At 73.1% G+C, this 19,918-nt stretch carries 18 protein-coding genes; 7 read left to right on the forward strand and 11 right to left on the reverse strand.

The window, feature by feature from the left end:
* Position 1 precedes the first annotated feature (1 nt).
* Entirely contained in the window at positions 2-1,702 is a 1,701-nt protein-coding gene (locus ACYVG5_RS07180; protein WP_222044424.1) for a (2,3-dihydroxybenzoyl)adenylate synthase, read from the forward strand.
* A gap of 18 nt (positions 1,703-1,720) precedes the next feature.
* Here the strand turns inward: ACYVG5_RS07180 and ACYVG5_RS07185 are convergent, their stop codons facing one another.
* Complete coding sequence (locus ACYVG5_RS07185) at positions 1,721-2,254, reverse strand: Lrp/AsnC family transcriptional regulator (protein WP_222044425.1); 534 nt, start codon at positions 2,252-2,254, stop codon at positions 1,721-1,723.
* Positions 2,255-2,439: 185 nt separating this feature from the next.
* On the opposite strand from ACYVG5_RS07185, the gene hppD reads away from it, so the two are divergent.
* The 5 genes from hppD to ACYVG5_RS07210 all read left to right on the forward strand — a co-directional run bounded on the left by hppD (position 2,440) and on the right by ACYVG5_RS07210 (position 8,524).
* Positions 2,440-3,645, forward strand: a complete 1,206-nt coding sequence (gene hppD, locus ACYVG5_RS07190) for a 4-hydroxyphenylpyruvate dioxygenase (protein WP_222044426.1) — start codon at positions 2,440-2,442, stop codon at positions 3,643-3,645.
* 97 nt (positions 3,646-3,742) lie between these two features.
* Positions 3,743-4,939 carry an ABC transporter substrate-binding protein gene (locus tag ACYVG5_RS07195; protein ID WP_222044427.1) on the forward strand — a complete coding sequence of 399 codons (1,197 nt, stop codon included), beginning with the start codon at positions 3,743-3,745 and terminating at the stop codon, positions 4,937-4,939.
* A gap of 7 nt (positions 4,940-4,946) precedes the next feature.
* Entirely contained in the window at positions 4,947-5,816 is an 870-nt protein-coding gene (locus tag ACYVG5_RS07200; RefSeq protein ID WP_222044428.1) for a branched-chain amino acid ABC transporter permease, read from the forward strand.
* 3 nt (positions 5,817-5,819) lie between these two features.
* Positions 5,820-7,745, forward strand: coding sequence for a branched-chain amino acid ABC transporter ATP-binding protein/permease (locus tag ACYVG5_RS07205; protein WP_222044429.1), 1,926 nt, complete (start codon positions 5,820-5,822; stop codon positions 7,743-7,745).
* Positions 7,742-8,524 carry an ABC transporter ATP-binding protein gene (locus tag ACYVG5_RS07210; protein WP_222044430.1) on the forward strand — a complete coding sequence of 261 codons (783 nt, stop codon included), beginning with the start codon at positions 7,742-7,744 and terminating at the stop codon, positions 8,522-8,524. The genes ACYVG5_RS07205 and ACYVG5_RS07210 overlap by 4 nt, the downstream gene beginning before the upstream one ends.
* 5 nt (positions 8,525-8,529) lie before the next feature.
* Here ACYVG5_RS07210 and ACYVG5_RS07215 read toward each other — a convergent pair whose 3' ends face one another.
* From ACYVG5_RS07215 to paaA, 10 genes are all read right to left on the reverse strand, one after another.
* Positions 8,530-9,252 (reverse strand): IclR family transcriptional regulator, encoded by a 723-nt coding sequence (locus tag ACYVG5_RS07215; protein WP_460683062.1) that lies wholly within the window; start codon positions 9,250-9,252, stop codon positions 8,530-8,532.
* Positions 9,249-10,475 carry a homogentisate 1,2-dioxygenase gene (locus ACYVG5_RS07220; RefSeq protein WP_222044431.1) on the reverse strand — a complete coding sequence of 409 codons (1,227 nt, stop codon included), beginning with the start codon at positions 10,473-10,475 and terminating at the stop codon, positions 9,249-9,251. Before ACYVG5_RS07220 ends, ACYVG5_RS07215 begins: the two co-directional genes overlap by 4 nt.
* 73 nt (positions 10,476-10,548) lie before the next feature.
* A complete protein-coding gene (locus tag ACYVG5_RS07225; RefSeq protein ID WP_222044432.1) occupies positions 10,549-12,153 on the reverse strand; it encodes an FAD-dependent monooxygenase in 1,605 nt (534 codons plus the stop codon).
* A gap of 7 nt (positions 12,154-12,160) precedes the next feature.
* Positions 12,161-13,123, reverse strand: a complete 963-nt coding sequence (locus ACYVG5_RS07230; RefSeq protein ID WP_222044434.1) for an MBL fold metallo-hydrolase — start codon at positions 13,121-13,123, stop codon at positions 12,161-12,163.
* 144 nt (positions 13,124-13,267) lie between these two features.
* Positions 13,268-14,491 (reverse strand): thioesterase, FlK family, encoded by a 1,224-nt coding sequence (locus tag ACYVG5_RS07235; protein ID WP_460683063.1) that lies wholly within the window; start codon positions 14,489-14,491, stop codon positions 13,268-13,270.
* Between the two features lie 16 nt (positions 14,492-14,507).
* On the reverse strand, positions 14,508-15,602 hold the full coding sequence (gene paaE / locus ACYVG5_RS07240) for a 1,2-phenylacetyl-CoA epoxidase subunit PaaE (protein WP_460683064.1): 1,095 nt from the start codon (positions 15,600-15,602) through the stop codon (positions 14,508-14,510).
* Between the two features lie 4 nt (positions 15,603-15,606).
* Positions 15,607-16,083, reverse strand: a complete 477-nt coding sequence (gene paaD / locus ACYVG5_RS07245) for a 1,2-phenylacetyl-CoA epoxidase subunit PaaD (protein ID WP_222044436.1) — start codon at positions 16,081-16,083, stop codon at positions 15,607-15,609.
* Positions 16,084-16,133: 50 nt separating this feature from the next.
* On the reverse strand, positions 16,134-17,045 hold the full coding sequence (gene paaC, locus ACYVG5_RS07250) for a 1,2-phenylacetyl-CoA epoxidase subunit PaaC (RefSeq protein ID WP_222044438.1): 912 nt from the start codon (positions 17,043-17,045) through the stop codon (positions 16,134-16,136).
* Between the two features lie 42 nt (positions 17,046-17,087).
* Entirely contained in the window at positions 17,088-17,453 is a 366-nt protein-coding gene (gene paaB / locus ACYVG5_RS07255; RefSeq protein WP_460683065.1) for a 1,2-phenylacetyl-CoA epoxidase subunit PaaB, read from the reverse strand.
* On the reverse strand, positions 17,450-18,412 hold the full coding sequence (gene paaA, locus ACYVG5_RS07260) for a 1,2-phenylacetyl-CoA epoxidase subunit PaaA (protein WP_222044440.1): 963 nt from the start codon (positions 18,410-18,412) through the stop codon (positions 17,450-17,452). Before paaA ends, paaB begins: the two co-directional genes overlap by 4 nt.
* A gap of 129 nt (positions 18,413-18,541) precedes the next feature.
* Here paaA and paaK point away from each other — a divergent pair, with 129 nt between their 5' ends.
* Positions 18,542-19,876 (forward strand): phenylacetate--CoA ligase PaaK, encoded by a 1,335-nt coding sequence (gene paaK, locus ACYVG5_RS07265; protein ID WP_222044442.1) that lies wholly within the window; start codon positions 18,542-18,544, stop codon positions 19,874-19,876.
* Positions 19,877-19,918 lie beyond the last annotated feature (42 nt).

Consider the following 19,918-nt stretch of genomic DNA (forward strand, 5'->3'; position numbering starts at 1 on the left):
CATGGCCGAGCACCGCACGCCCGCACCGATCGCCGCCGGCGTCGTCCCGTGGCCCGAGGACCTGGCCCGGGAGTACGTCGAGGCGGGCTGGTGGCGCGGGCTGTCCCTCGGCGCCGAGCTGTGGGCCGCGGCCGACGCCCGGGCCGACGCCGTCGCCCTGGTCGACGGGGACGTCCGGCTGAGCCACCGTTCGCTGACCGCCCGCGCCGATGCCCTGGCCGGTCGGCTGGTCGACGAGCTCGGCCTCGTCCGGGGCGACCGGGTGGTCGTCCAGCTCCCGAACTGCTGGGAGTTCGTCGTCCTGACGCTGGCCTGCCTGCGCGCCGGGATCGTCCCGGTGATGGCGTTGCCGGCGCACCGCCGGCACGAGCTGGCCTACCTGGTCGACCACAGCGAGGCGGCGGCACTCGCGGTGCCCGGCGTGCTCCGCGGCTTCGACCACCAGCAGCTGGGCACCGAGCTGGCCGCGGGCGCCGCGACGCTGCGGCACGTGCTCGTGGTGGGCGACGACGTGCTCCCCGGGTCCACCGGCCTGACGGAGCTGTGCGGGGAGCCGGCCGACCCGGCCGCCGCGCGCGCCCGGTGGGACGACGACCCGCCCGGCAGCCGCGACGTCGCGGTCTTCCTCCTCTCCGGCGGCACCACCGGCCTGCCCAAGCTGATCGCCCGCACGCACGACGACTACGCCTACAACGCACGCGCCAGCGCGCAGCTGTGCGGGCTCGACGCGGACACCGTCTACCTGACGTCCCTGCCGGCGTCGCACAACTTCCCGCTGGCCTGCCCCGGCATCCTCGGCGCGCTGCTGGCCGGCGGCCGGGTGGTCATGCTCGCCTCGCCGGAGCCCGAACGGGCGTTCGCCACGATCGAGGCCGAGGGCGTCACCGTCACCGCGGCCGTGCCGGCCGTGGCGCAGCGGTGGCTGCTGCACGCGGCCGAGCAGGGCGCGGAGCAGCTGCGCAGCCTGCGGCTGCTCCAGGTCGGCGGGGCGCGGCTGGCCGACGAGATCGCCCGGCAGGTGCGCCCGGTCCTGGGCGCGCGGCTGCAGCAGGTGTTCGGGATGGCCGAGGGCCTGCTCAACTACACCCGCCTGGACGATCCCGAGGACGTTGTCTGCACCACCCAGGGCCGGCCGCTGAGCCCCGGTGACGAGGTGCGGGTGGTCGACGATCTGGACCGCGACGTGCCCGGGGGCGCGCCCGGGTCGCTGCTGACCCGCGGCCCGTACACGCCGCGCGGGTACTACCGGGCGGCCGAGCAGAACGCCCGCGCCTTCACTCCGGACGGCTGGTACCGCAGCGGCGACATCGTCCGCCGCCGTCCCGACGGGAACCTCGTCGTCGAGGGCCGGGACAAGGACATGATCAACCGCGGTGGCGAGAAGATCAGCGCCGAGGAGGTCGAGAACCTCGTCTACCAGCTCCCGCAGGTCGCCCAGGTCGCCGCGGTGGCGATGCCCGACGACGAGCTGGGGGAGCGGGTCTGCGTCTACGCCGTCCTCAAGCCCGGCACGTCGCTGACCCTGGAGGACGTGCGCGGCTCGATGGCCGGCGCCGGCGTCGCCCGCTACAAGTGGCCCGAGCGCCTGGAGATCGTGGCCGAGCTGTTCACCACGAAGGTCGGCAAGATCGACAAGAAGGCCCTCCGGGCGGACGTCGCCACCCGCATCGCCGACCACGGGGCCGTCGACGGCCCGCGCTGACCGCCCACGCTCCCGGGCTCACCTGTCCGGCGTGACCGGAGCGCCGGCCCGGCGCATGGCCGACCGGCCGGCGCTGGGCGCGGCCGCCGTCTCCAGGAGGGGCAGGGTCCGCCAGGGCACGATCTCCGACAGCGCGACGACGCTGGTCGAACGGACCACCGCCGAGGAGCGGTTGAGGTCGACGAGCGTCTGCTGGAGCGCCTCGTGCGAGCGGGCGGCCACCCGGCACAGCACGTCGCCCACGCCGGTGGTGGCATGGGCCTCGAGCACCCCGGGGATCGCCTCCAGGTCGCGGGTGACCGCGTCGATCGCCCCCTGGGCGATCTCCAGCGTGACGAACGCCTGGACCCCGAAGCCCGCCGCCGACACGTCGACGTCGGGCCCGTAGCCGGTCACGACGCCGGCGGCCTCCAGCCGCTCCAGCCGCGCGGTGACCGTCGCCCGGGCGACGCCGGTGATCCGCGACAACTCCAGGTCCCCGGCTCGCCGGTGCTCGCGCAGCGCGGTCAGCAGGGCGACGTCGAGGGCGTCCAACGCCCGCCGGTCGGCCATTCGGGGCTCCTCACGCTCGCGGGTGTCCGGCCGGCCGACTGTGCATCCTGCGCAGCTTCTGGGCCGGGTCGCTGTTCGCGATGGTCAGGTTGACCATGGCCGGCAGCGCTGCTTGCGCAGTGTCGCAGGTCGGAGTGCAGTGGCGACAGCATTGCCGGACGGAGCTGCGCGAAAGGGATGCGGACATGACCCTGGAACAGACACTGAACGACGAGGAACGCCTCGCCGAGCTCGGCGTCGACCAGCTCAAGCAGCTGGTCGGCCTGGTCGAGTACGACGCCTCGACCGACCCCTTCCCGGTCTCGGGCTGGGATGCGCTGGTCTGGGTCGCGGGCAACGCCACCCAGACCGCCCACTTCTTCCAGTCCGCCTTCGGCATGGAGCTGGTCGCCTACTCCGGGCCGGAGACGGGTAACCGCGACCACCACGCGTTCGTGCTGAGGTCCGGCGCCGCGCGCTTCGTGGTCACCGGCGCCTACGACCCGGCCAGCCCGCTCGCCGACCACCACCGCGCGCACGGCGACGGGATCGTCGACATCGCGCTCTCGGTGCCCGACGTCGACCGGTGCATCGCCCACGCTGCCGCGCAGGGCGCCACGGTCCTCGAGCAGCCGCACGACGTCAGCGACGAGCACGGCACCGTCCGGCTCGCCGCCATCGCCGCCTACGGCGACACCCGGCACACGCTGGTCGACCGGTCGGGCTACACCGGGCCCTACCTCCCCGGGTACGTCGCCCGGGTGTCGTCGCACGTCAAGCGGGAGGGTGCGCCGAAGCGCCTCTTCCAGGCGGTGGACCACGTCGTGGGCAACGTCGAACTGGGCGCCATGGACCGGTGGGTCGACTTCTACAACCGGGTCATGGGCTTCACGAACATGGCCGAGTTCGTCGGCGAGGACATCGCCACCGACTACTCGGCGCTGATGAGCAAGGTCGTCTCCAACGGCAACCACCGGGTGAAGTTCCCGCTCAACGAGCCCGCCGCGGGCAGGAAGAAGTCGCAGATCGACGAGTACCTCGAGTTCTACGGCGGCCCGGGAGCGCAGCACGTCGCGCTGGCCACCAACGACATCGTCACCACGGTCGACGCGCTCCGGGCCGAGGGCGTCGAGTTCCTGGCCACGCCGGACTCCTACTACGAGGACCCGGCGCTGCGGGCCCGCATCGGCGACGTCCGGGTGCCGATCGAGCAGCTGCAGCAACGCGGCATCCTGGTCGACCGGGACGAGGACGGTTACCTGCTGCAGATCTTCACCAAGCCGGTCGGCGACCGCCCCACGGTCTTCTTCGAGCTCATCGAGCGGCACGGCTCGCTGGGCTTCGGCATCGGCAACTTCAAGGCGCTGTTCCAGGCGATCGAGCGGGAACAGGAGAAGCGGGGCAACTTCTAGAGGGCCGGGTGAGATCTGTGCCACACTCCGCTGCCAGTGTGGAGCGCCCATCGAACGGCGTGTCCGATCATCGAATCGTCGCTCGCAGGAGGTCCTCGTGAGGTGCAAGACCGCGACAGCGCGTGTGGCAGTCGTCGCCGCGGCGGTGACCCTCGTCCTCGCCGGTTGCTCCGAGTCGGCCGACAGCGGCGGCGACGCCGGCCCGGCGGATGAGTCGGGCCCCATCAAGATCGGCGCGGTGCTCGACATCACCGGCGCCGGCGCCTCGCTCGGCGTGCCCGAACGCCAGACCCTGGAGCTGCTCGCCGAGCAGCTCCAGGCCGAGGGCGGGATCGACGGCCGCGAGGTCGAGCTGATCATCGAGGACAACCAGTCCACCGAGGACGGCGCCGCCCAGGTGATGAACAAGCTGGTCAACCAGGACCAGGTCGACATCGTGCTCGGTGCCAGCCGCACCGGCCCGAGCCTGGCCATGCGCCCGATCGCCGAGTCCAGCCAGACCCCGATGATCTCCCTGGCGGCGAACCAGGCGATCGTCGACGGGTCGGAATGGGTCTTCAAGAGCGCGCAGAACGACCGGGTGGTCATCGAGCGGATGATCGAGTACATGGCCGACCAGGGCTGGTCCACCATCGGGCTGGCCCGGGATGCCTCCGGCTTCGGTGAGGGCGTCCAGGAGATGTTCGACGAGGTCGGCGCGGAGGCGGGCATCTCCGTGGTGGCCGTCGAGCGGTTCGCGCCCGACGCCACGGACTTCACCGCCCAGATGGTCAACCTGCGCGATGCCGGAGCGGACGTGAACGTCATCTGGGGCATCCCGCCGGCGGCCGGGCTCGCCCAGCGCGCCTACGCCCAGCTGGGTCTCACCACCCCGGTCATGCAGAGCCACGGCATCGGCAACCAGGTGTTCCTCGACACCGCCGGTGAGTCCGCGAACGGGCTGGTCGCCCCCCTGGGCCGCCTCGTGGTCGCCGAGCAACTCCCCGAGGACGACCCGCAGCAGGAGGTCATCACCGCGTTCGTCGAGGACTACACCGCCGAGTACGGCGAGGAGCCGTCCACGTTCGCCGGCCACGCCTACGACGGGTGGCACCTGGCCGTCGATGCGCTGCGCGAGGCGGGCACCGACCCGCAGGCGCTGCGCGACGAGCTCGAGGGCGTGGAGGACTTCGTCGGGATCAGCGGAATCTTCACCATGACGCCGGAGGACCACTCGGGCCTGGCCAAGGACGCGCTCGTCCTCGTCACCGTCGAGAACGGCGACTGGACGCTGCTGCCCGACCAGGGCAACTGACCGACCCGTGACGGACCTCCTGCAACTGGTCTTCGCGGGGTTGAGCCAGGGCGCTGTCTACGCGCTGATCGCGATCGGCTTCGTCTCGGTCTTCACCGTCAGCGGGGTCATCAACCTGGCGCAGGGCGAGTTCGCGGCCCTCGCCGGGCTGGTGGCCATCTCCGCCGTGGGCAGCGGGCTCCCGCTGCCCGCGGCGGCGGCCGTCGCGCTGGCCACCGTCGCCATCGTCGCCGTCCTGATGGAGCGGCTGACGATCCGCCCGGTCAAGCGGATGACGACGCTGGTGTCGCTCATCCTGACGCTGGGCGTCTCCACCGCCCTGAAGGCGCTCATGCTGCTGGTCTTCGGTCCGAACGCCGAGGGGTTGACGCCCTTCACGCCCGGTGGGTTCACCGTCGCCGGGGTGAGCATCCGCTACCAGGAGCTGTGGATCCTCGCGATCGCCGCAGTGGTCGCGTCCGCCGTCTACTGGTTCTACGACCACACCCTGGCCGGCAAGTCGCTGCGCGCGTGCGCCGAGCAGCCGGTGGCCGCCCGGCTGGTGGGTATCTCGCTGGGCCGGGCCTCGCTGATGGCCTTCCTCATCGCCGGCTGCGTCGGCGCCGTGGCCGGCGTCCTGGCGAGCCCGATCTACTTCACCTCGTGGGAATCCGGCCTCACGCTCGGCCTCAAGGGCTTCGTCGCCGCGACGCTCGGTGGCCTGGTCTCCGTCCGCGGCGCGGTGCTGGGCGGGCTGCTGCTCGGGGTGCTCGAGAACCTCACCGCCGGGTACATCAGCACCGGCCTGCGGGACGCGGTGGCGTTCCTGCTGCTGATCGTGGTGCTCGTGGCCCGTCCCTCCGGGGTGTTCGGGCGGCACGCGGAAGCGAGGGTCTGACCCGTGGCACGTCCCGCGCTGCGCCTGCCCGGGCCGCACCGTCGCCGCTCCCGCCGTGGCGACGTCATCGGCATCACGGTCATCGCCGTCCTGCTGGTGGCCCTGGCCCTGTTCGCCCCGCCCGGCCTCACCAACGTCGGGGTGTACGCGCTGATCTACTCCCTGGCGGCCCTGGGCCTGTCTCTGCTGATGGGGCTGGCCGGCCAGGTCAGCCTCGGGCAGGCCGGGTTCTTCGCCATCGGTGCCTACACCCAGGCCGTGCTGGTGACCCGGTACGAGGTCGGCGCGCTGCTCGCCTCCGTGGCCGCGGTGGCGGTGACCATGACGGTGGCGCTGCTGGTGGGGCTGCCCCTGCTGCGGCTCCGCGGGCACTACCTCGCGCTGGCCACGCTGGGGTTCGGGATCATCGTCACCGTCCTGGCCACCGAATCGGACTTCCTGGGCGCGACCTCGGGCATCTTCGGCATCGCCAAGCCCGAGTTCAACGGCCGGACCTACGACTCCACCACCGAGTACTTCCTGCTGCTGGTCCCCGTGGTGCTGCTCGGCCTGCTGCTCGCCCGCAACGTGGTGGAGAGCCGGATCGGCCGGGCCCTCGGCGCCGTCAACGACTCCGAGGTCGCCGCCGAGTCCCTCGGGGTCGACACCTTCCGGCTGCGGGTGCAGGTCTTCGTGCTCTCGGCGGCCTACGCCAGCGTCGCCGGCACGGCCTTCGCCCACTGGCTCGGGGTGGTCAACCCCAACACGGCCAACTTCCCGCTCTCGGTCTCCTTCCTGCTGATGGCGGTGCTCGGCGGGGTCGGCACCGTCTACGGCGCGGTCATCGGGGCCTTCGCCGTCGAGGGGCTGGACGACGGACTCCGCCGGCTGATCCCCGAACTGGTGCCCGGTGCGGTGGGGGAGGTGCAGCTGATCGGCTTCGGCATCCTGCTGACCACCATCATGATCTTCCTGCCCGGTGGGCTGCACCAGCTCTGGACCACGGCTCGTCGCCGGCTGTCCGGATCCGACCTCGAGGGTGGTGGGCCCCCGGCGGACGCGGACGCGACCGCGGACGCCGTCGCGCCGCCACCGGACGAGAGCCCGCTCCTGGCCCGCGAGGGCCGTCCGGTCGCCGGCACACCGCTGCTGGAGGTCTCCGGGCTGACCAAGCGCTTCGGCGGCGTCACGGCGGTCGACGACTTCGACCTCACCGTGCACGCCGGCGAGATCGTCGCGCTGATCGGGCCCAACGGTGCCGGCAAGACGACCGCCTTCAACATGATCAGCGGAGCGGTCGACCCCACCGCGGGCACGGTGACGATGGCCGGCATGCGGGTGGAGGGCCGCAAGCCGCACGTCTTCGCCCGGGCCGGCGCCACCCGCACGTTCCAGAACCTGCAGATCTTCACCTCGGCCACGGTGCTCGGGAACGTCATGGTCGGCCGCCACCTGCGCAGCCGCACGGGCCTGCTAGGCGCCGCCCTCGTGCTGCCCGCCCGGCGCGAGGAGCGGGCGCTGGAGGCATCGGCGCGCGAGCTGCTCGACCTCCTCGGGCTCGGGCCGGATGCCGACCGGCTCGCCGTCGACCTGCCCTTCGGCCGCCAGCGGCTGGTCGAGGTGGCCCGCGCCCTGGCACTCGAGCCCGACCTGCTGCTGCTCGACGAGCCGATGGCCGGCCTGTCCGGCGCCGAGCGCCGCGACCTGGCCCGGCTGCTGCGGCGGCTGCGTGCCGGCGGGATGGCCATCGTGCTCGTGGAGCACGACGTGGAGGCCGTGCTCGCCCTCGCCGACCGGGTCGCCGTGCTGGAGGACGGCGTGCGCATCGCCCTGGGCGCGCCCGAGGAGGTGCGGCACGATCCGGCCGTCGTCGCGGCCTACCTCGGCGTCGAGCCGGAGGACAGCAGTGCCGTCGCGGTGGCCGAGACGGGGCCGGGGGAGCTCCGATGAGCCTGACGGTCCGGGGCCTGGTGGCCGGGTACGGCCGGCTGTCGGTGCTGCACGGCGTCGACCTCGACGCAGCGGAAGGCCGGCTGGTCGCCGTCATCGGGGCCAACGGGGCCGGCAAGACGACGTTGCTGCGTGCGCTCTCCGGGCTGATCCCGGTCAGCGGGGGCACCGTCACGCTGGCCGGCGCCGACGTCACCGGGTACGGCCCCGAACGGCTGGCCCGGGCCGGGCTGGCCCACGTGCCGGAGAACCGGCTGGTGTTCCCGTCGCTCAGCGTCGAGGACAACCTGGTGCTCGGCGCGTACACCCGCCGGCGGAGACCGGCGGCCGAACGCGCCCACGCGCGCGACCGGGCGCTGGAGCTGTTCCCCCGGCTGCAGCCGCGCCTGCAGCAGGCCGCCGGAACGATGTCCGGCGGCGAGCAGCAGATGCTGGCCATCGCGCGGGGCCTGATGGCCCAGCCGCGGGTGCTGGTCCTCGACGAGCCCAGTGTCGGGCTCGCGCCGCGGCTGGTCGGCGAGATCTTCGCCGCGCTCGGCCGGCTCCGGGACGACGGGCTCACCCTCGTCGCCGTGGAGCAGAACGCCCGTGCCGCCTTCGCCGTGGCCGACCACGTGTACGTGATGGACCGGGGGCGGGTGGTCCTCGACGGGGCTGCCGCGACGCTGGCAGCGGATCCGCGGGTCACCGCGGCCTTCCTCGGTGGCGGCGTCAGCGCCGACGGTGGGGGGAAACCGCCGCCGGCCACGGACACCGCGGCGGACGCCGGCCTCCGCTGACGTCGTCAGCGGAGGCTCACGGCCACCTGGTCCGCCGCTGAGGACACCGCGGTACCGACGCGGACGGCGTCCACGCCCTCGTCCACGAACACCACCGCGAGGGCGGCGCGGGCCCCCCCGTCGGGGCCGCGCACCGGGGCAGCGATCGACCGGATCCCCGGGATCACCTCACCGTGGGACGTCGCCCAGCCGGTCCGGCGGGCCTGCTGGAGGGAAGCCCGGTCGTCGGCGGCGGAGGGCTCGGGCATCAGCAGGGCGAGCCCGGGCGCTCCCCGCCCGACCGGGTGCCGGGTGCCGGGCCGGTAGACCACGTGCGCCGCCGTGTCGTGCGGCTCCACGCTGACCACGGTCACCGCCTCGTTCCCGGCACGGACCACGAGGAAGGCGGTCATGCCCAGCTCCGCGACGAGCGCGTCCAGCCGGGGGAGTGCGGCCGTCTGCAAGTTGCCCCGCACGCCGCGCGCCAGTCCGGCCATGCCGAGGCCGAGCCGGTAGTGCCCCGCCACATCCCGGTCGACGAGCTGGTGGTCCTCCAGCGTGCGCAGCAGCCGGTAGGCGATCGAGCGGTGCAACCCCACCGCCTGGGCAACCGCCATGATCGGCTGGGCCGCGCCCACGGTGGCCAGGTGCTCCAGGATGCGGAGCCCGCGGTCCAGCGTCTGCGACTGCGGTGCGCCCGCGCCATCCGCTGCCGGCATCGCCGTCCTCTCCAGATCGTTGCCGGTCACCCTAGAGGGGGTGGCGGTGCCGCCGTGGGGCCCCGGCCGGACCAGGACCAGGCGTACGTGCCGTCGTCGGAGGCGGTGCCGGCCTCGCCCAGGCCCAGCGGGTGGAAGGTGTCGACCATGACGGCGGTCTCGTCGAAGTACTCCGCGCCCAGGGAGCGCTCGACCGCGCCGGGCTGCGGGCCGTGGGAGTGCCCGCCCGGGTGCAGGGAGATCGAGCCCCGCCCGATGCCCGACCCCTTGCGGGCCTCGTAGTCGCCGTCGACGTAGAACATCACCTCGTCGGAGTCGACGTTGGAGTGGTAGTAGGGCACCGGCACCGCCAGCGGGTGGTAGTCGACCTTGCGCGGCACGAAGTTGCAGATCACGAAGTTCTGCCCCTCGAACACCTGGTGCACCGGCGGAGGCTGGTGCACCCGGCCGGTGATCGGCTCGAAGTCGGCGATGTTGAACGCGTAGGGGTACAGGCAGCCGTCCCAGCCCACGACGTCGAAGGGGTGCTCGGGTACGACGTGCACGGTGCCGGCCAGCCCACCGGGCCCGTCGCCGCGGTGCTTGACGTAGACCTCGACGTCGCTGCCCTCGACGGTCAGCGGCTCGACCGGCCCCCGCAGGTCCCGCTCGCAGTACGGGGCGTGCTCGAGGAACTGGCCGTACCTGGACAGGTATCGCTTGGGTGGCGCGATGTGGGAGCCGGCCTCGATCACGTAGGTGCGCAGCGGCTCGCCGCCGGTGGGCACCCAGCGGTGGGTGGTGGCCCGCGGGATGACCACGTAGTCACCCTGCCCGACCTCGAGCACGCCGAACACGGTCTCCACCGTCGCCGTCCCGCGCTCGACGTAGACGCACTCGTCGCCGGTGGCGTTGCGGTAGTACGGGCTGGTCAGGGCCGAGACGGCGTAGGAGATCCGCACGTCGGCGTTGCCCAGCACCAGCCGCCGGCCGCACACCGGGTCGACGGCCTTGGGCTCCTCGCCGGGGAACAGGTCGTGCAGCTTCAGGTGCCGGGGCACCAGCGGGGTGTTCGCCCGGACGGTCTGGTCGGGCAGGTCCCAGGGGCGGGCGTCGACCAGCGACGAGGGGATGCCGGCGTGGTAGAGCAGCGAGGAGTCCGAGGAGAAGCCCTCCTCGCCCATCAACTCCTCCGAGTACAGGCCGCCGTCGGAACGGCGGTGCTGGGTGTGCCGCTTCGGCGGGATGCTGCCCACCTGTCGGTAGAACGCCATCGGAACTCCTCCTCGGGGCCTTTCGGGCTCAAGCACCGTGCTTCTTCGGGCTCAAGCACCGTGCTTTTTCGGGCTAAAGCGCGGGGACGGGGGCTGGGACGGGGCGGGCGAGCGCCCGGGCGACCGCGGGTGCCACGTCATCGGCCCGGGTGAGCACGGCGGCGATGTGGGCGTCGGGGCGGAGCACCCACAGCTCGTCGGGGCGGGCGCCCAGCGCCTCGCGCAGGGTGGGACCGTCGTCGAGGTCGCTGATCCGGTGGACGGCGACCGGAGCGCCGAGCGGCCCGGGCAGCGCCGGGAGCGCGGCGTCGTCCCCGACCAGCACGGTGATCCCCTCGCGGGCCAGCTGCCGGAGCCGGACGACGTCCGGCCGGCCGGGCACGGTGACCGGGCAGTCGGGCACGAGCACGCCCGGCGCGGGGGCCGGCACGTCGCCCCGGGGCGGTCGCCCGGGGAAGGGGCGGCGCCCGTCGGGCGTGGTCAGCGGGGAGTCCACGTACCAGAACGGCTCGGCCAGCCGCCCGGAGTCGACCTGCGCCCGGGCGTCGGGGTCGGTGGCGGCCCGCGCCAGGACGTCGCGGCGGTGGCGGGCCTCCTCGTCGGTGCCCGGGACGAGGAAACGCATGGTCGCCGCGGTCACCTCGAGGTTCTCGACCGCCGCGGCGTGCCGCTCGTCGGAGTAGCTGTCCAGCAGCGCTTCCGGTGCCCAGCCGTGCAGCACGAAGGCGATCTTCCAGGCAGCGTTCTCCGCGTCCAGGACACCGGAGTTCAGCCCCCGGGCGCCGAACGGGGAGACCAGGTGGGCGGCGTCGCCGGCGACGAGCACTCGACCCACGCGCATCCGGTCCACGATCCGGGAGGAGAACCGGTACACCGACCTCCAGGCGACCTCGTAGTGGCGGTCGCCGATCACCTGCCGGATCCGCCGGTCCAGCCCACCCGAGGACTCCTCGGCGGCGAGGTCGAAGTCCGGCGGGACCTGCCAGTCGATGCGGAAGGTGGAGTCGGGGCACGGATGGATGAGCACCTGCCGGCCCGGGTTCCACTCCGGGTCGAAGTAGAAGCGCCGCTCGGTCTCCCAGCCCGGGAGGTCGGTGCGGATGTCGCAGATCAGGAACTGGTCGCCGAAGGTCTGGCCCTCGAAGGTCAGCCCGAACGCGGTCCGCAGGGCGTCGGCGCGGGCGCCGGGCGCGGCCACCACGTACGACGCCTGGACGACGACGTCGCCGGTGGCGGTCGTGCAGCGCACGCGGACGCCGGCGTCGTCCTGCTCGATACCGGTCACCCGGTGGCCCCAGCGCACGTCGATGAGCGGCTGCCCGGCGATCCGCTGGTCCAGCAGTTCCTCGGTCACGCACTGGGAGATGTTCACGAACGGCGGGAAGGGTGACCGGCCGCGGTCGGCGAAGGAGAAGCTGAAGACCTCGGAGTCGCGGTGGAAGGTCCGGGCGGTGGTCCAGGTGACGCCCCGGCGGGCCACCTCGGCACCCACCCCGACGGAGTCCCAGACGTCGAGGACGTCACGTTGCTGGCAGATCGCCTTGCTGCCGACCGGATCCCGGACCGGCCGGCCGTCGAGGACGACGACCCGCAGCCCCCAGCGGGCCAGCAGCAGGGCCGCGGTCTGACCGACCGGGCCGCAGCCCAGCACGACCACCGGGCTGTCGGAGGTGGCCATCGCCGGCTCAGCCCTGCAGCTCGTCCCAGACCTGGCGATCCCGGGCAGCGGTCCAGATCACCGGGCGTTCGATGCCGCTGAACTCGTCCCACAGCCGCTGGACGTCGAAGGGCAGGCAGTGCTCGAAGATCGGCCAGGAGCCGAACTTCGGGGCGAGCGCCGCGTGGGTGGCCTCGAAGGCCTCCTTCAGCGTGCCGCCGGCGCGGTGCGCGGTGCCGACGGTGTCCTGCATGGTCGTCAGGAAGGCGCGGGTCTGCTCGATGGCGGCGTCCACCTCCGCGCGGCCGCGGGCGATCGCACCGCGGCCACCGATGAGCTGCTCCGCGCCGAGGGCCTTGATCCGGTCCAGGGTGCCGGTGGCCCAGTCGAAGTGGAAGGCGTCGCCGGTGTAGAGCGCGGCCTGGGACTCGACCAGGTCACCGGCGAACAGCACCTTCGGCTCGGGCAGCCAGGCCACGATGTCGCCCTCGGTGTGCCCGCGGCCGAGGAACTGCAGCACGAGCTCGCCCCGGTTCCCGCCGAGCGAGATGGTCAGCTCGTCCCGGAAGGTCACCGTCGGCCAGGTGAGACCGGGGATGGAGTCGGGCTCCTCGAACAGCCGCGGCATGCGGCCGTACTCGCTCTCCCAGTCCTGCTGGCCGCGTTCCTCGATGAGGTGCCTGGTCTGCGCCGAGCTGACGATCACCTCGGCGTCGAAGGCGCTCGCACCCAGCACCCGGACGGCGTGGTAGTGGCTGAGCACCAGGTAGCGGACCGGCTTGTCGGTGTGCTCGCGGAGCCGGGCGAGCCAGCGGCGGGCGGCGACCGGGGTGGCCAGGGCCTCGAAGCAGACCAGGAAGTCCTCGCCCTCGATCGCCCCGAGGTTCGGGTCGCCCTCCGCGGTCAGGGCGTACACGCCGTCGGCCAGGACCTCGAGGGTCTGCTCCTTGGGCCCCAGGTCGGCCGACGACGCGAAGGGCTTGGCTGCCATGCGAGATCTCCCGTCAGCTGCGCCCGACCAGCGCTGTTCGATAAGCGGAGTGGGCGCTCACCTACCGGATCGACCCTACGGTGGTGTGCCGGCCGTCACAAGGGCGCAGCGCGGGAACCGCCGCGGCTCCGACGTCCGCGGCCGTCAGAGCTCGTCGAGGAACCGCTCGACGGCGGTCAGCAGCGCCACCGGTGTCTCGAACATGGCGTAGTGCCCGGCGTTGGCCAGCACCTCCAGCGCGGCGTTCGGGTACTGCCGGAGGAACGTCTGCTCCATCACCGCCGCGCCCAGCGCCGGGTCGTGCTCGCCCACGAGCACCCGGACCGGGACGGGGTTGCCCTGCACCTGGTCGGAGAAGTCGGTCCTGGCCCACGCGTCCAGGTAGGCGCCGAACGCGACCGGATCGGACTGGTCGAAGGAGAACTGCACCATGCGGTCGAGCCACGTGCTGCTGAGCCGCCCACCGGTGGTCATGTCGATGATCGCGTAGCGGGCTTCCCGCTTCTCCGCGGCGCCGCTGAAGAGCTGGTCCGCCTGCTCGTCGAGGGGCACCCCGGTGGACGGGACCGGGCTGATCCCGATCAGTCCGCGCACCCGGTCGCCGGCGTCGAGCAGGACGCGCTGCATTGCCGTGCCACCCATCGAGTGGCCCAGCACGGCGAAGGAGGTCCAGCCCAGCGCGTCGACGGCGCCCAGGGCGTCCGCCGAGATCTCGGCGAGGGTGTGCTCGCCGGCCTCGCCGCGGCGCGCGCCGTACCCGCGGTAGTCCAGGAAGAGGTAGCTGTACCGGTCCTCGTCGACGAGGTCCGCGAACGGTCCCCAGCCGGTCGCGGACCCGAACCAGCCGGGCAACGCCAGGACCTTCCGCGGGCCGTTGCCGATGACGAGGGGTTCGTAGGCCATGGCGGCAGTGTCCTGGCCGGCGGGGCGGTCGGACAAGGGTGTCGCGGACCCGACCCGGGGGGTGCTCGCGCGCGCCGGCCCGCCGATCCGGGCCTGCAGCGCCTCCTCGGCCAGGACGGTCTGGACGGTCGTGCCGCGGCCGAGCTCCCGGCCCCCGGCATCGACGGCGCGGCACGCGCAGGTGAGCCGGTTCCCGCGCAGCTCCACGCACCGGGCCGTCACCCGGACGGCGTCGCCCACCCGGCTCGGCGCCAGGTGCTCGACCGACACCGACCGCCCGATACCGGCCTCACCCGGCTCGAGGTGCCGCAGCAGCAGCTTCCGCCCGGCCTCCTCGAAGTGCTTGGCCATCGAGTACGTCGCGTACACCGGGTGCACGGGCCCGAGCTCGTCGAACCGGACGGTCATCTCCGGCGTCACCACGACGTCCAGCGCCGCGGCCGCTCCGACCGGGACGGGGATCACGACGGCAGCCGCGCCGTCAGGCGTCGTAGTCGACGGTGAGGGCGTCGGACACCGGGAGGCTCTGGCAGGTGAGCACGTACCCCGCCTCGACCTCCGCGGCCTCGAGGGCGTAGTTGCGGCGCATCCGCACCTCGCCCTCGGTGACCCGGGCCCGGCAGGTGCCGCAGACCCCGCCCTTGCAGGCGAACGGCAGGTCGCCGCGGACCTGCTGCGCCGAGTCCAGGACCGGCACGTCCCGGGCCAGGGACAGGGTGGTCGAGCGCCCGTCGAGGACGACGGTCACCTGGCTGCTCGGGCCCGCGACGGTCTCCTCGTCGCCGCGGACCGGCTCCGGGGGGACGTCGTCGACGTAGAACAGCTCCTGGTGCACCCGCCCGGCGGGGACGTCGAGCTCGGCCAGCAGCGCGCGGGCGTCGTCGACCATGCCGTGCGGGCCGCACAGCCACCAGTGGTCGACCTGCTCGACGTCGACCAGGTTGCCGACCAGGGTGCGCAGCCGGGCGCCGTCCAGCCGGCCGGAGGTCAGCTCGGTGTCGCGGGGCTCACGGGAGAGCACGTGGACCAGTTGCAGACGGGGGCCGTGGCGGTCCTTCAGGTCGGCCAGCTCGTCGGCGAACATGACCGTGTTGGTGCGCCGGTTGCCGTAGAAGACGGTGACGGTGGACGTCCCGTCGCGCAGCACGGTGCCGGCCAGCGACAGCGCCGGCGTGATGCCCGAGCCGGCGACGACGAAGACGTGGTCGCCGGGGCTGCCCAGGTCGGCGGTGAAGGTGCCCGAGGGCGGCAGCACGTCGATGGTGTCGCCGGGCCGCACGTCGTGCACCAGGTAGGAGGAGAAGAACCCGCCGGGGACCTCCCGGACGCCGACGCGGGGCGGGTCCCCCATGGGTGCGCAGATGGAGTAGGAGCGGCGCTCGTCGCGGTCGCCGTCCACCCGCCGCAGGGTGAGTGCCTGGCCGGGCTGGAACCGGTAGTCCTCGGTGAGCTCCGCGGGGACGTCGAAGGTGACGGCGACGGCGTCGTCGGTCAGGTGCTCGACGCTGGCCACCCGCAGCGGGTGGAACTGCGGCCGGCGCCGGGGAGCGACGGGTGGGGCCTCGGCGCTGGTCACGGGGTCAGATCTCCTTGACGTGCTCGAACGGCTCGCCGCAGGCGCGGCACCGGCGCAGGGCCTTGCAGGCGGTGGCACCGAACTCGCTCTGCTCCACCGTGTCGGGCGAGCCGCACAGCGGGCAGGCGGCGGTGCGCCGGGAGGGGCCCAGCTGCAGCGGGACCGGGCCCGGCGTGCGCACCGGAGCCCGGCCGGGCGGGGCGATGCCGCTGGCCGCGAGCTTCCGGCGGCCCTCCTCGCTGATCCAGTCGGTGCTCCAGGCGGGGGCGAGGACGGTGCGGACGTCGACCTCGGGGAATCCCGCGCGGTGTAGCGCACGGACCAGGTCGGCGCGCATGACGCCCATCGCCGGGCAGCCGGAGTAGGTCGGGGTGATCTCGACGACGACGGTGCCGTCCTCGACCCGAACGTTCCGCAGCACCCCGAGGTCGGCGAGGGTGAGCGTCGGCAGCTCGGGGTCGGTGACCGTCTCGGCCACCACCCGCGCCCTCCCGGGGCCAAAGTCGCGACTTTGGCCCCGTGCGGGGGCCCTCACCAGGTCGCGGCCGGGTGCTGCCGGGCCAACCCCTGCAGCGTGCCCAGCAGTTCGGTGAGCTCGGGACCGTGCTCCCCGAGCCGGCCGCGGGGGACGGTCCCGGCGGGCCACTCCGGCACCTGCAGCGTGGCCTGCCCGAGCACGGCGGTGAGCACCTCGACCACCTCCCCGCGCACGGTCGAGGGGTCGACGGCGACACCGGCGGCGGTGAGCCGGTGCTCGACGTCCGTCGGGCTGAAGACGTCGGCCAGCAGCGGCCAGACCTCGACCGCGCCGGCCTGCACCCGGCGGTGCGACTCGGGGGTGCCGTCACCGAGTCGCAGCACCCAGCGGGCGGCGTGGTCACGGTGGTAGGCGACCTCGTTGACGCCCTTGGCGGCGATCGCGGCCAGGACCGGGTCGCGGGACCGGCGGAGCTCGGCGAGGACGGCCAGCCGGACCGTGGCGGCCACCAGGAGCCGGACCATCGTCCGACCGAAGTCACCGTTCGGCGCCGCGACCAGGCCGGTGTTGCGGAACTCGTCGGGGTCGCGGAAGTAGGCCAGCGCATCCTCGTCGGGAATGCTCGCCGTCGCCCGCGCACGGCTGCGGCCCAGCACGCCGACCGAGCCCGCCCGGGCCAGCAGCAGCCGGGCCTGGCCGAGCAGGTCCAGGGCGATGTTCGCGACGGCGACCTCCTCCTCCAGCTCCGGGGAGGCGGTGACCCACTCGGTCAGCCGCTGGGCCAGCACCAGGGCATCGTCGCCGAGCATGAGGCAGTAGGCACCCAGGTCGGCGGGGTCCACGCCGTCCGGAACGGTGGTGTCGACGCCGGCCAGCGGCTCGTCGAAGCCGGTGCCGAACGCCCACTGCCCCTCGCCGCCGTGGGCGTGGTCCAGGGCGTCGTACACGGTCTCCTCGTGTCCCATCCCAACGGTCCTCTCCTCGGTGGGCAACCAGCCATCGGTCCTTCACATGTGGGGGACGTTCTCGGGGATCTCGTAGAACGTGGGATGGCGGTAGACCTTGTCGCCGCTCGGGGCGAACATCGGGTCCTTCTCGTCCGGGCTGGACGCGGTGATGTCGGCCGCGCGCACCACCCAGATGCTCACGCCCTCGTTGCGCCGGGTGTACAGGTCGCGCGCGGCGTGCACCGCCATCTCGTCGTCCGGTGCGTGCAGCGACCCGACGTGCACATGGTTGAGCCCCCGCTTGCCGCGCACGAACACCTCGTACAGCGGCCAGTCGCGCCGGGCCGTCGCCGCCTTCGGTGCGACGGGCACCTCCGACCCGGTCGGGACGGCGCCGTGCCCGCCCTCCGCCGTCACGTCGCTCACGCCGAGACCGCCGCGTGCTTGTGGGCGTACACCGTGGCCGCCTCGGTCACCCACGCGTTGTCGTCCCGGGCGGCCCGCCGACGGCGGATGCGCTCGGCGTTGGCCGGGCCGTTGCCGCTGATGACCTGCTTGAACTCGTCCCAGTCGATGGCGCCGAACCGGTAGCGGCCGGTCTGCGGATCCGGGGCGAGCTCCGGGTCGGGCAGGGTCACCCCGAGCGCCTCGGCCTGCGGCACGCTCATGTCGACGTACCGCTGCCGCAGCTCGTCGTTGGTGTGCCGTTTGATCCCCCACGCCATCGACTGCGCCGAGTTGGGGCTGTCGTCGTCGGGCGGCCCGAACATCATCAGCGAGGGCCACCACCACCGGTCGACGGCGTCCTGCACCATGGCCCGCTGCTCCGGCGTGCCGCGCATCATCGTCATCAGCAGCTCGTAGCCCTGCCGCTGGTGGAAGGACTCCTCCTTGCAGACCCGGATCATCGCCCGGGCGTAGGGCCCGTACGAGCTGCGGCACAGCGGCACCTGGTTGCAGATCGCCGCGCCGTCGACCAGCCAGCCGATCACCCCGACATCGGCGTAGGTCGGCGTCGGGTAGTTGAAGATTGAGCTGTACTTCTGCCTGGACTCGATGAGCTTGTCGGTGAGGTCGGCCCGGTCGGCGCCGAGGGTCTCGGCGGCCGAGTACAGGTACATCCCGTGCCCGGCCTCGTCCTGCACCTTCGCCAGCAGGATCGCCTTGCGTCGCAGGCTGGGGGCGGCCAGCAGCCAGTCACCCTCGGGCTGCATCCCGATGATCTCCGAGTGCGCGTGCTGGGCGATCTGCCGGATCAGCGTCTTCCGGTAGCCCTCCGGCATCCAGTCGCGCGGCTCGATCCGGTGGCCGGCAGCGATGACGCCGTCGAAGTGCGCCTGAAGGGAAGCCTCGTCGAGCGTGCGGTCGAGTGCGGGTGCGGACATCGCAGCTCCTCTGGTGGATCAAGCGGCGGGGCCATTTACCGACCGCCCGGTCAGGAATAGTGTGACCCGGAACGCCGCTCGTCCACAAGCCTTGGGGCGGGCGCAGCTGACCGAGGGGACGGCCCGGCGATGACGACGATCGATGGAGCACGGCGACTGGGGAGCCCGGCCGACCCCGCGACCCTCGATCCGGCCGAACGGGCAGGAACCGACGAGCTCCGCGCCCTCCAGCTCGGCCGGCTGCGGTGGACCCTGCGGCACGCCTACGACAACGTGCCGCACTACCGGCAGGCGTTCGACGCGGCCGGCGTGCACCCCGAGGACTGCACGGAGCTCGCCGACCTGGCGCGGTTCCCGACCACGGGCAAGGCCGACCTGCGCGACAACTACCCGTTCGGGATGTTCGCCGTCCCGCAGGCCGAGGTGCGCCGGGTGCACGCCTCCTCCGGCACCACCGGCCGGCCCACCGTCGTCGGCTACACCGAGCGGGACATCGACACGTGGGCCACCGTGATGGCCCGGTCGATCCGCGCGGCGGGTGGGCGCGCCGGCGACACGGTGCACAACGCCTACGGCTACGGGCTGTTCACCGGGGGGCTCGGTGCCCACTACGGCGCGGAGAAGCTCGGCTGCACCGTCATCCCGGTGTCGGGCGGGATGACCCCGCGGCAGGTGCAGCTCATCCAGGACTTCCGACCGCGGGTGATCATGGTGACGCCCTCCTACATGCTCACCGTCATCGACGAGTTCGACAAGCAGGGCATCGACCCGCGCTCGTCCTCCCTGGAGATCGGCATCTTCGGCGCCGAGCCGTGGACCGAGGAGATGCGCCGGGAGATGGAGCAGCGCCTGGACATCCAGGCGGTCGACATCTACGGCTTGTCCGAGGTGCTGGGCCCGGGGGTCGCCCAGGAGTGCGTGGAGACCAAGGACGGCCTGCACGTCTGGGAGGACCACTTCTACCCGGAGGTCATCGACCCGGACACCGGCGACGTCCTGCCCGAGGGCGAGCAGGGGGAGCTGGTGCTCACCTCGCTCACGAAGGAGGCCATGCCGGTCATCCGCTACCGCACCCGCGACCTCACCCGCCTGCTGCCGGGCACCGCCCGCCCGGGGATGCGCCGGATGGAGAAGATCACCGGTCGCACCGATGACATGATCATCCTGCGCGGGGTGAACCTCTTCCCGACCCAGATCGAGGAGATCGTGCTCCGCACCCCGGGGCTCTCCCCGCACTTCGCGCTGGAGCTGACCACGCGCGGGCGGCTGGACCACCTCACCGTGCGGATCGAGGCCCGCCCCGACTGCCCGGCCGAGCGCCGCGACCCGGCCGGTCAGGAGGTCCGGCAGGCGGTGCGGGACACGGTCGGGATCAGCGTGGACGTCCTGGTGGTCGACCCGGAGACGCTCGCCCGGTCGATGGGCAAGCTGCAGCGGCTGGCCGACCTCCGGAATCGCGCGTGAACCCCTCGAGGGCCAAAGTCGCGATTTTGGCCCCTGGGGGCG

The organism is Modestobacter lapidis (assembly GCF_054780755.1).

Bases quoted from the DNA above. Each gene is read 5' to 3' on its own strand.
- paaK (WP_222044442.1), top strand. From the start codon at position 18,542: ATGACGACGATCGATGGAGCACGGCGACTGGGGAGCCCGGCCGACCCC.
- paaC (WP_222044438.1), bottom strand. From the start codon at position 17,045: ATGGGACACGAGGAGACCGTGTACGACGCCCTGGACCACGCCCACGGC.
- ACYVG5_RS07220 (WP_222044431.1), bottom strand. From the start codon at position 10,475: ATGGCGTTCTACCGACAGGTGGGCAGCATCCCGCCGAAGCGGCACACC.
- ACYVG5_RS07230 (WP_222044434.1), bottom strand. From the start codon at position 13,123: ATGGCAGCCAAGCCCTTCGCGTCGTCGGCCGACCTGGGGCCCAAGGAG.
- hppD (WP_222044426.1), top strand. From the start codon at position 2,440: ATGACCCTGGAACAGACACTGAACGACGAGGAACGCCTCGCCGAGCTC.
- ACYVG5_RS07225 (WP_222044432.1), bottom strand. From the start codon at position 12,153: ATGGCCACCTCCGACAGCCCGGTGGTCGTGCTGGGCTGCGGCCCGGTC.
- ACYVG5_RS07185 (WP_222044425.1), bottom strand. From the start codon at position 2,254: ATGGCCGACCGGCGGGCGTTGGACGCCCTCGACGTCGCCCTGCTGACC.
- ACYVG5_RS07180 (WP_222044424.1), top strand. From the start codon at position 2: ATGGCCGAGCACCGCACGCCCGCACCGATCGCCGCCGGCGTCGTCCCG.
- ACYVG5_RS07210 (WP_222044430.1), top strand. From the start codon at position 7,742: ATGAGCCTGACGGTCCGGGGCCTGGTGGCCGGGTACGGCCGGCTGTCG.
- paaA (WP_222044440.1), bottom strand. From the start codon at position 18,412: ATGTCCGCACCCGCACTCGACCGCACGCTCGACGAGGCTTCCCTTCAG.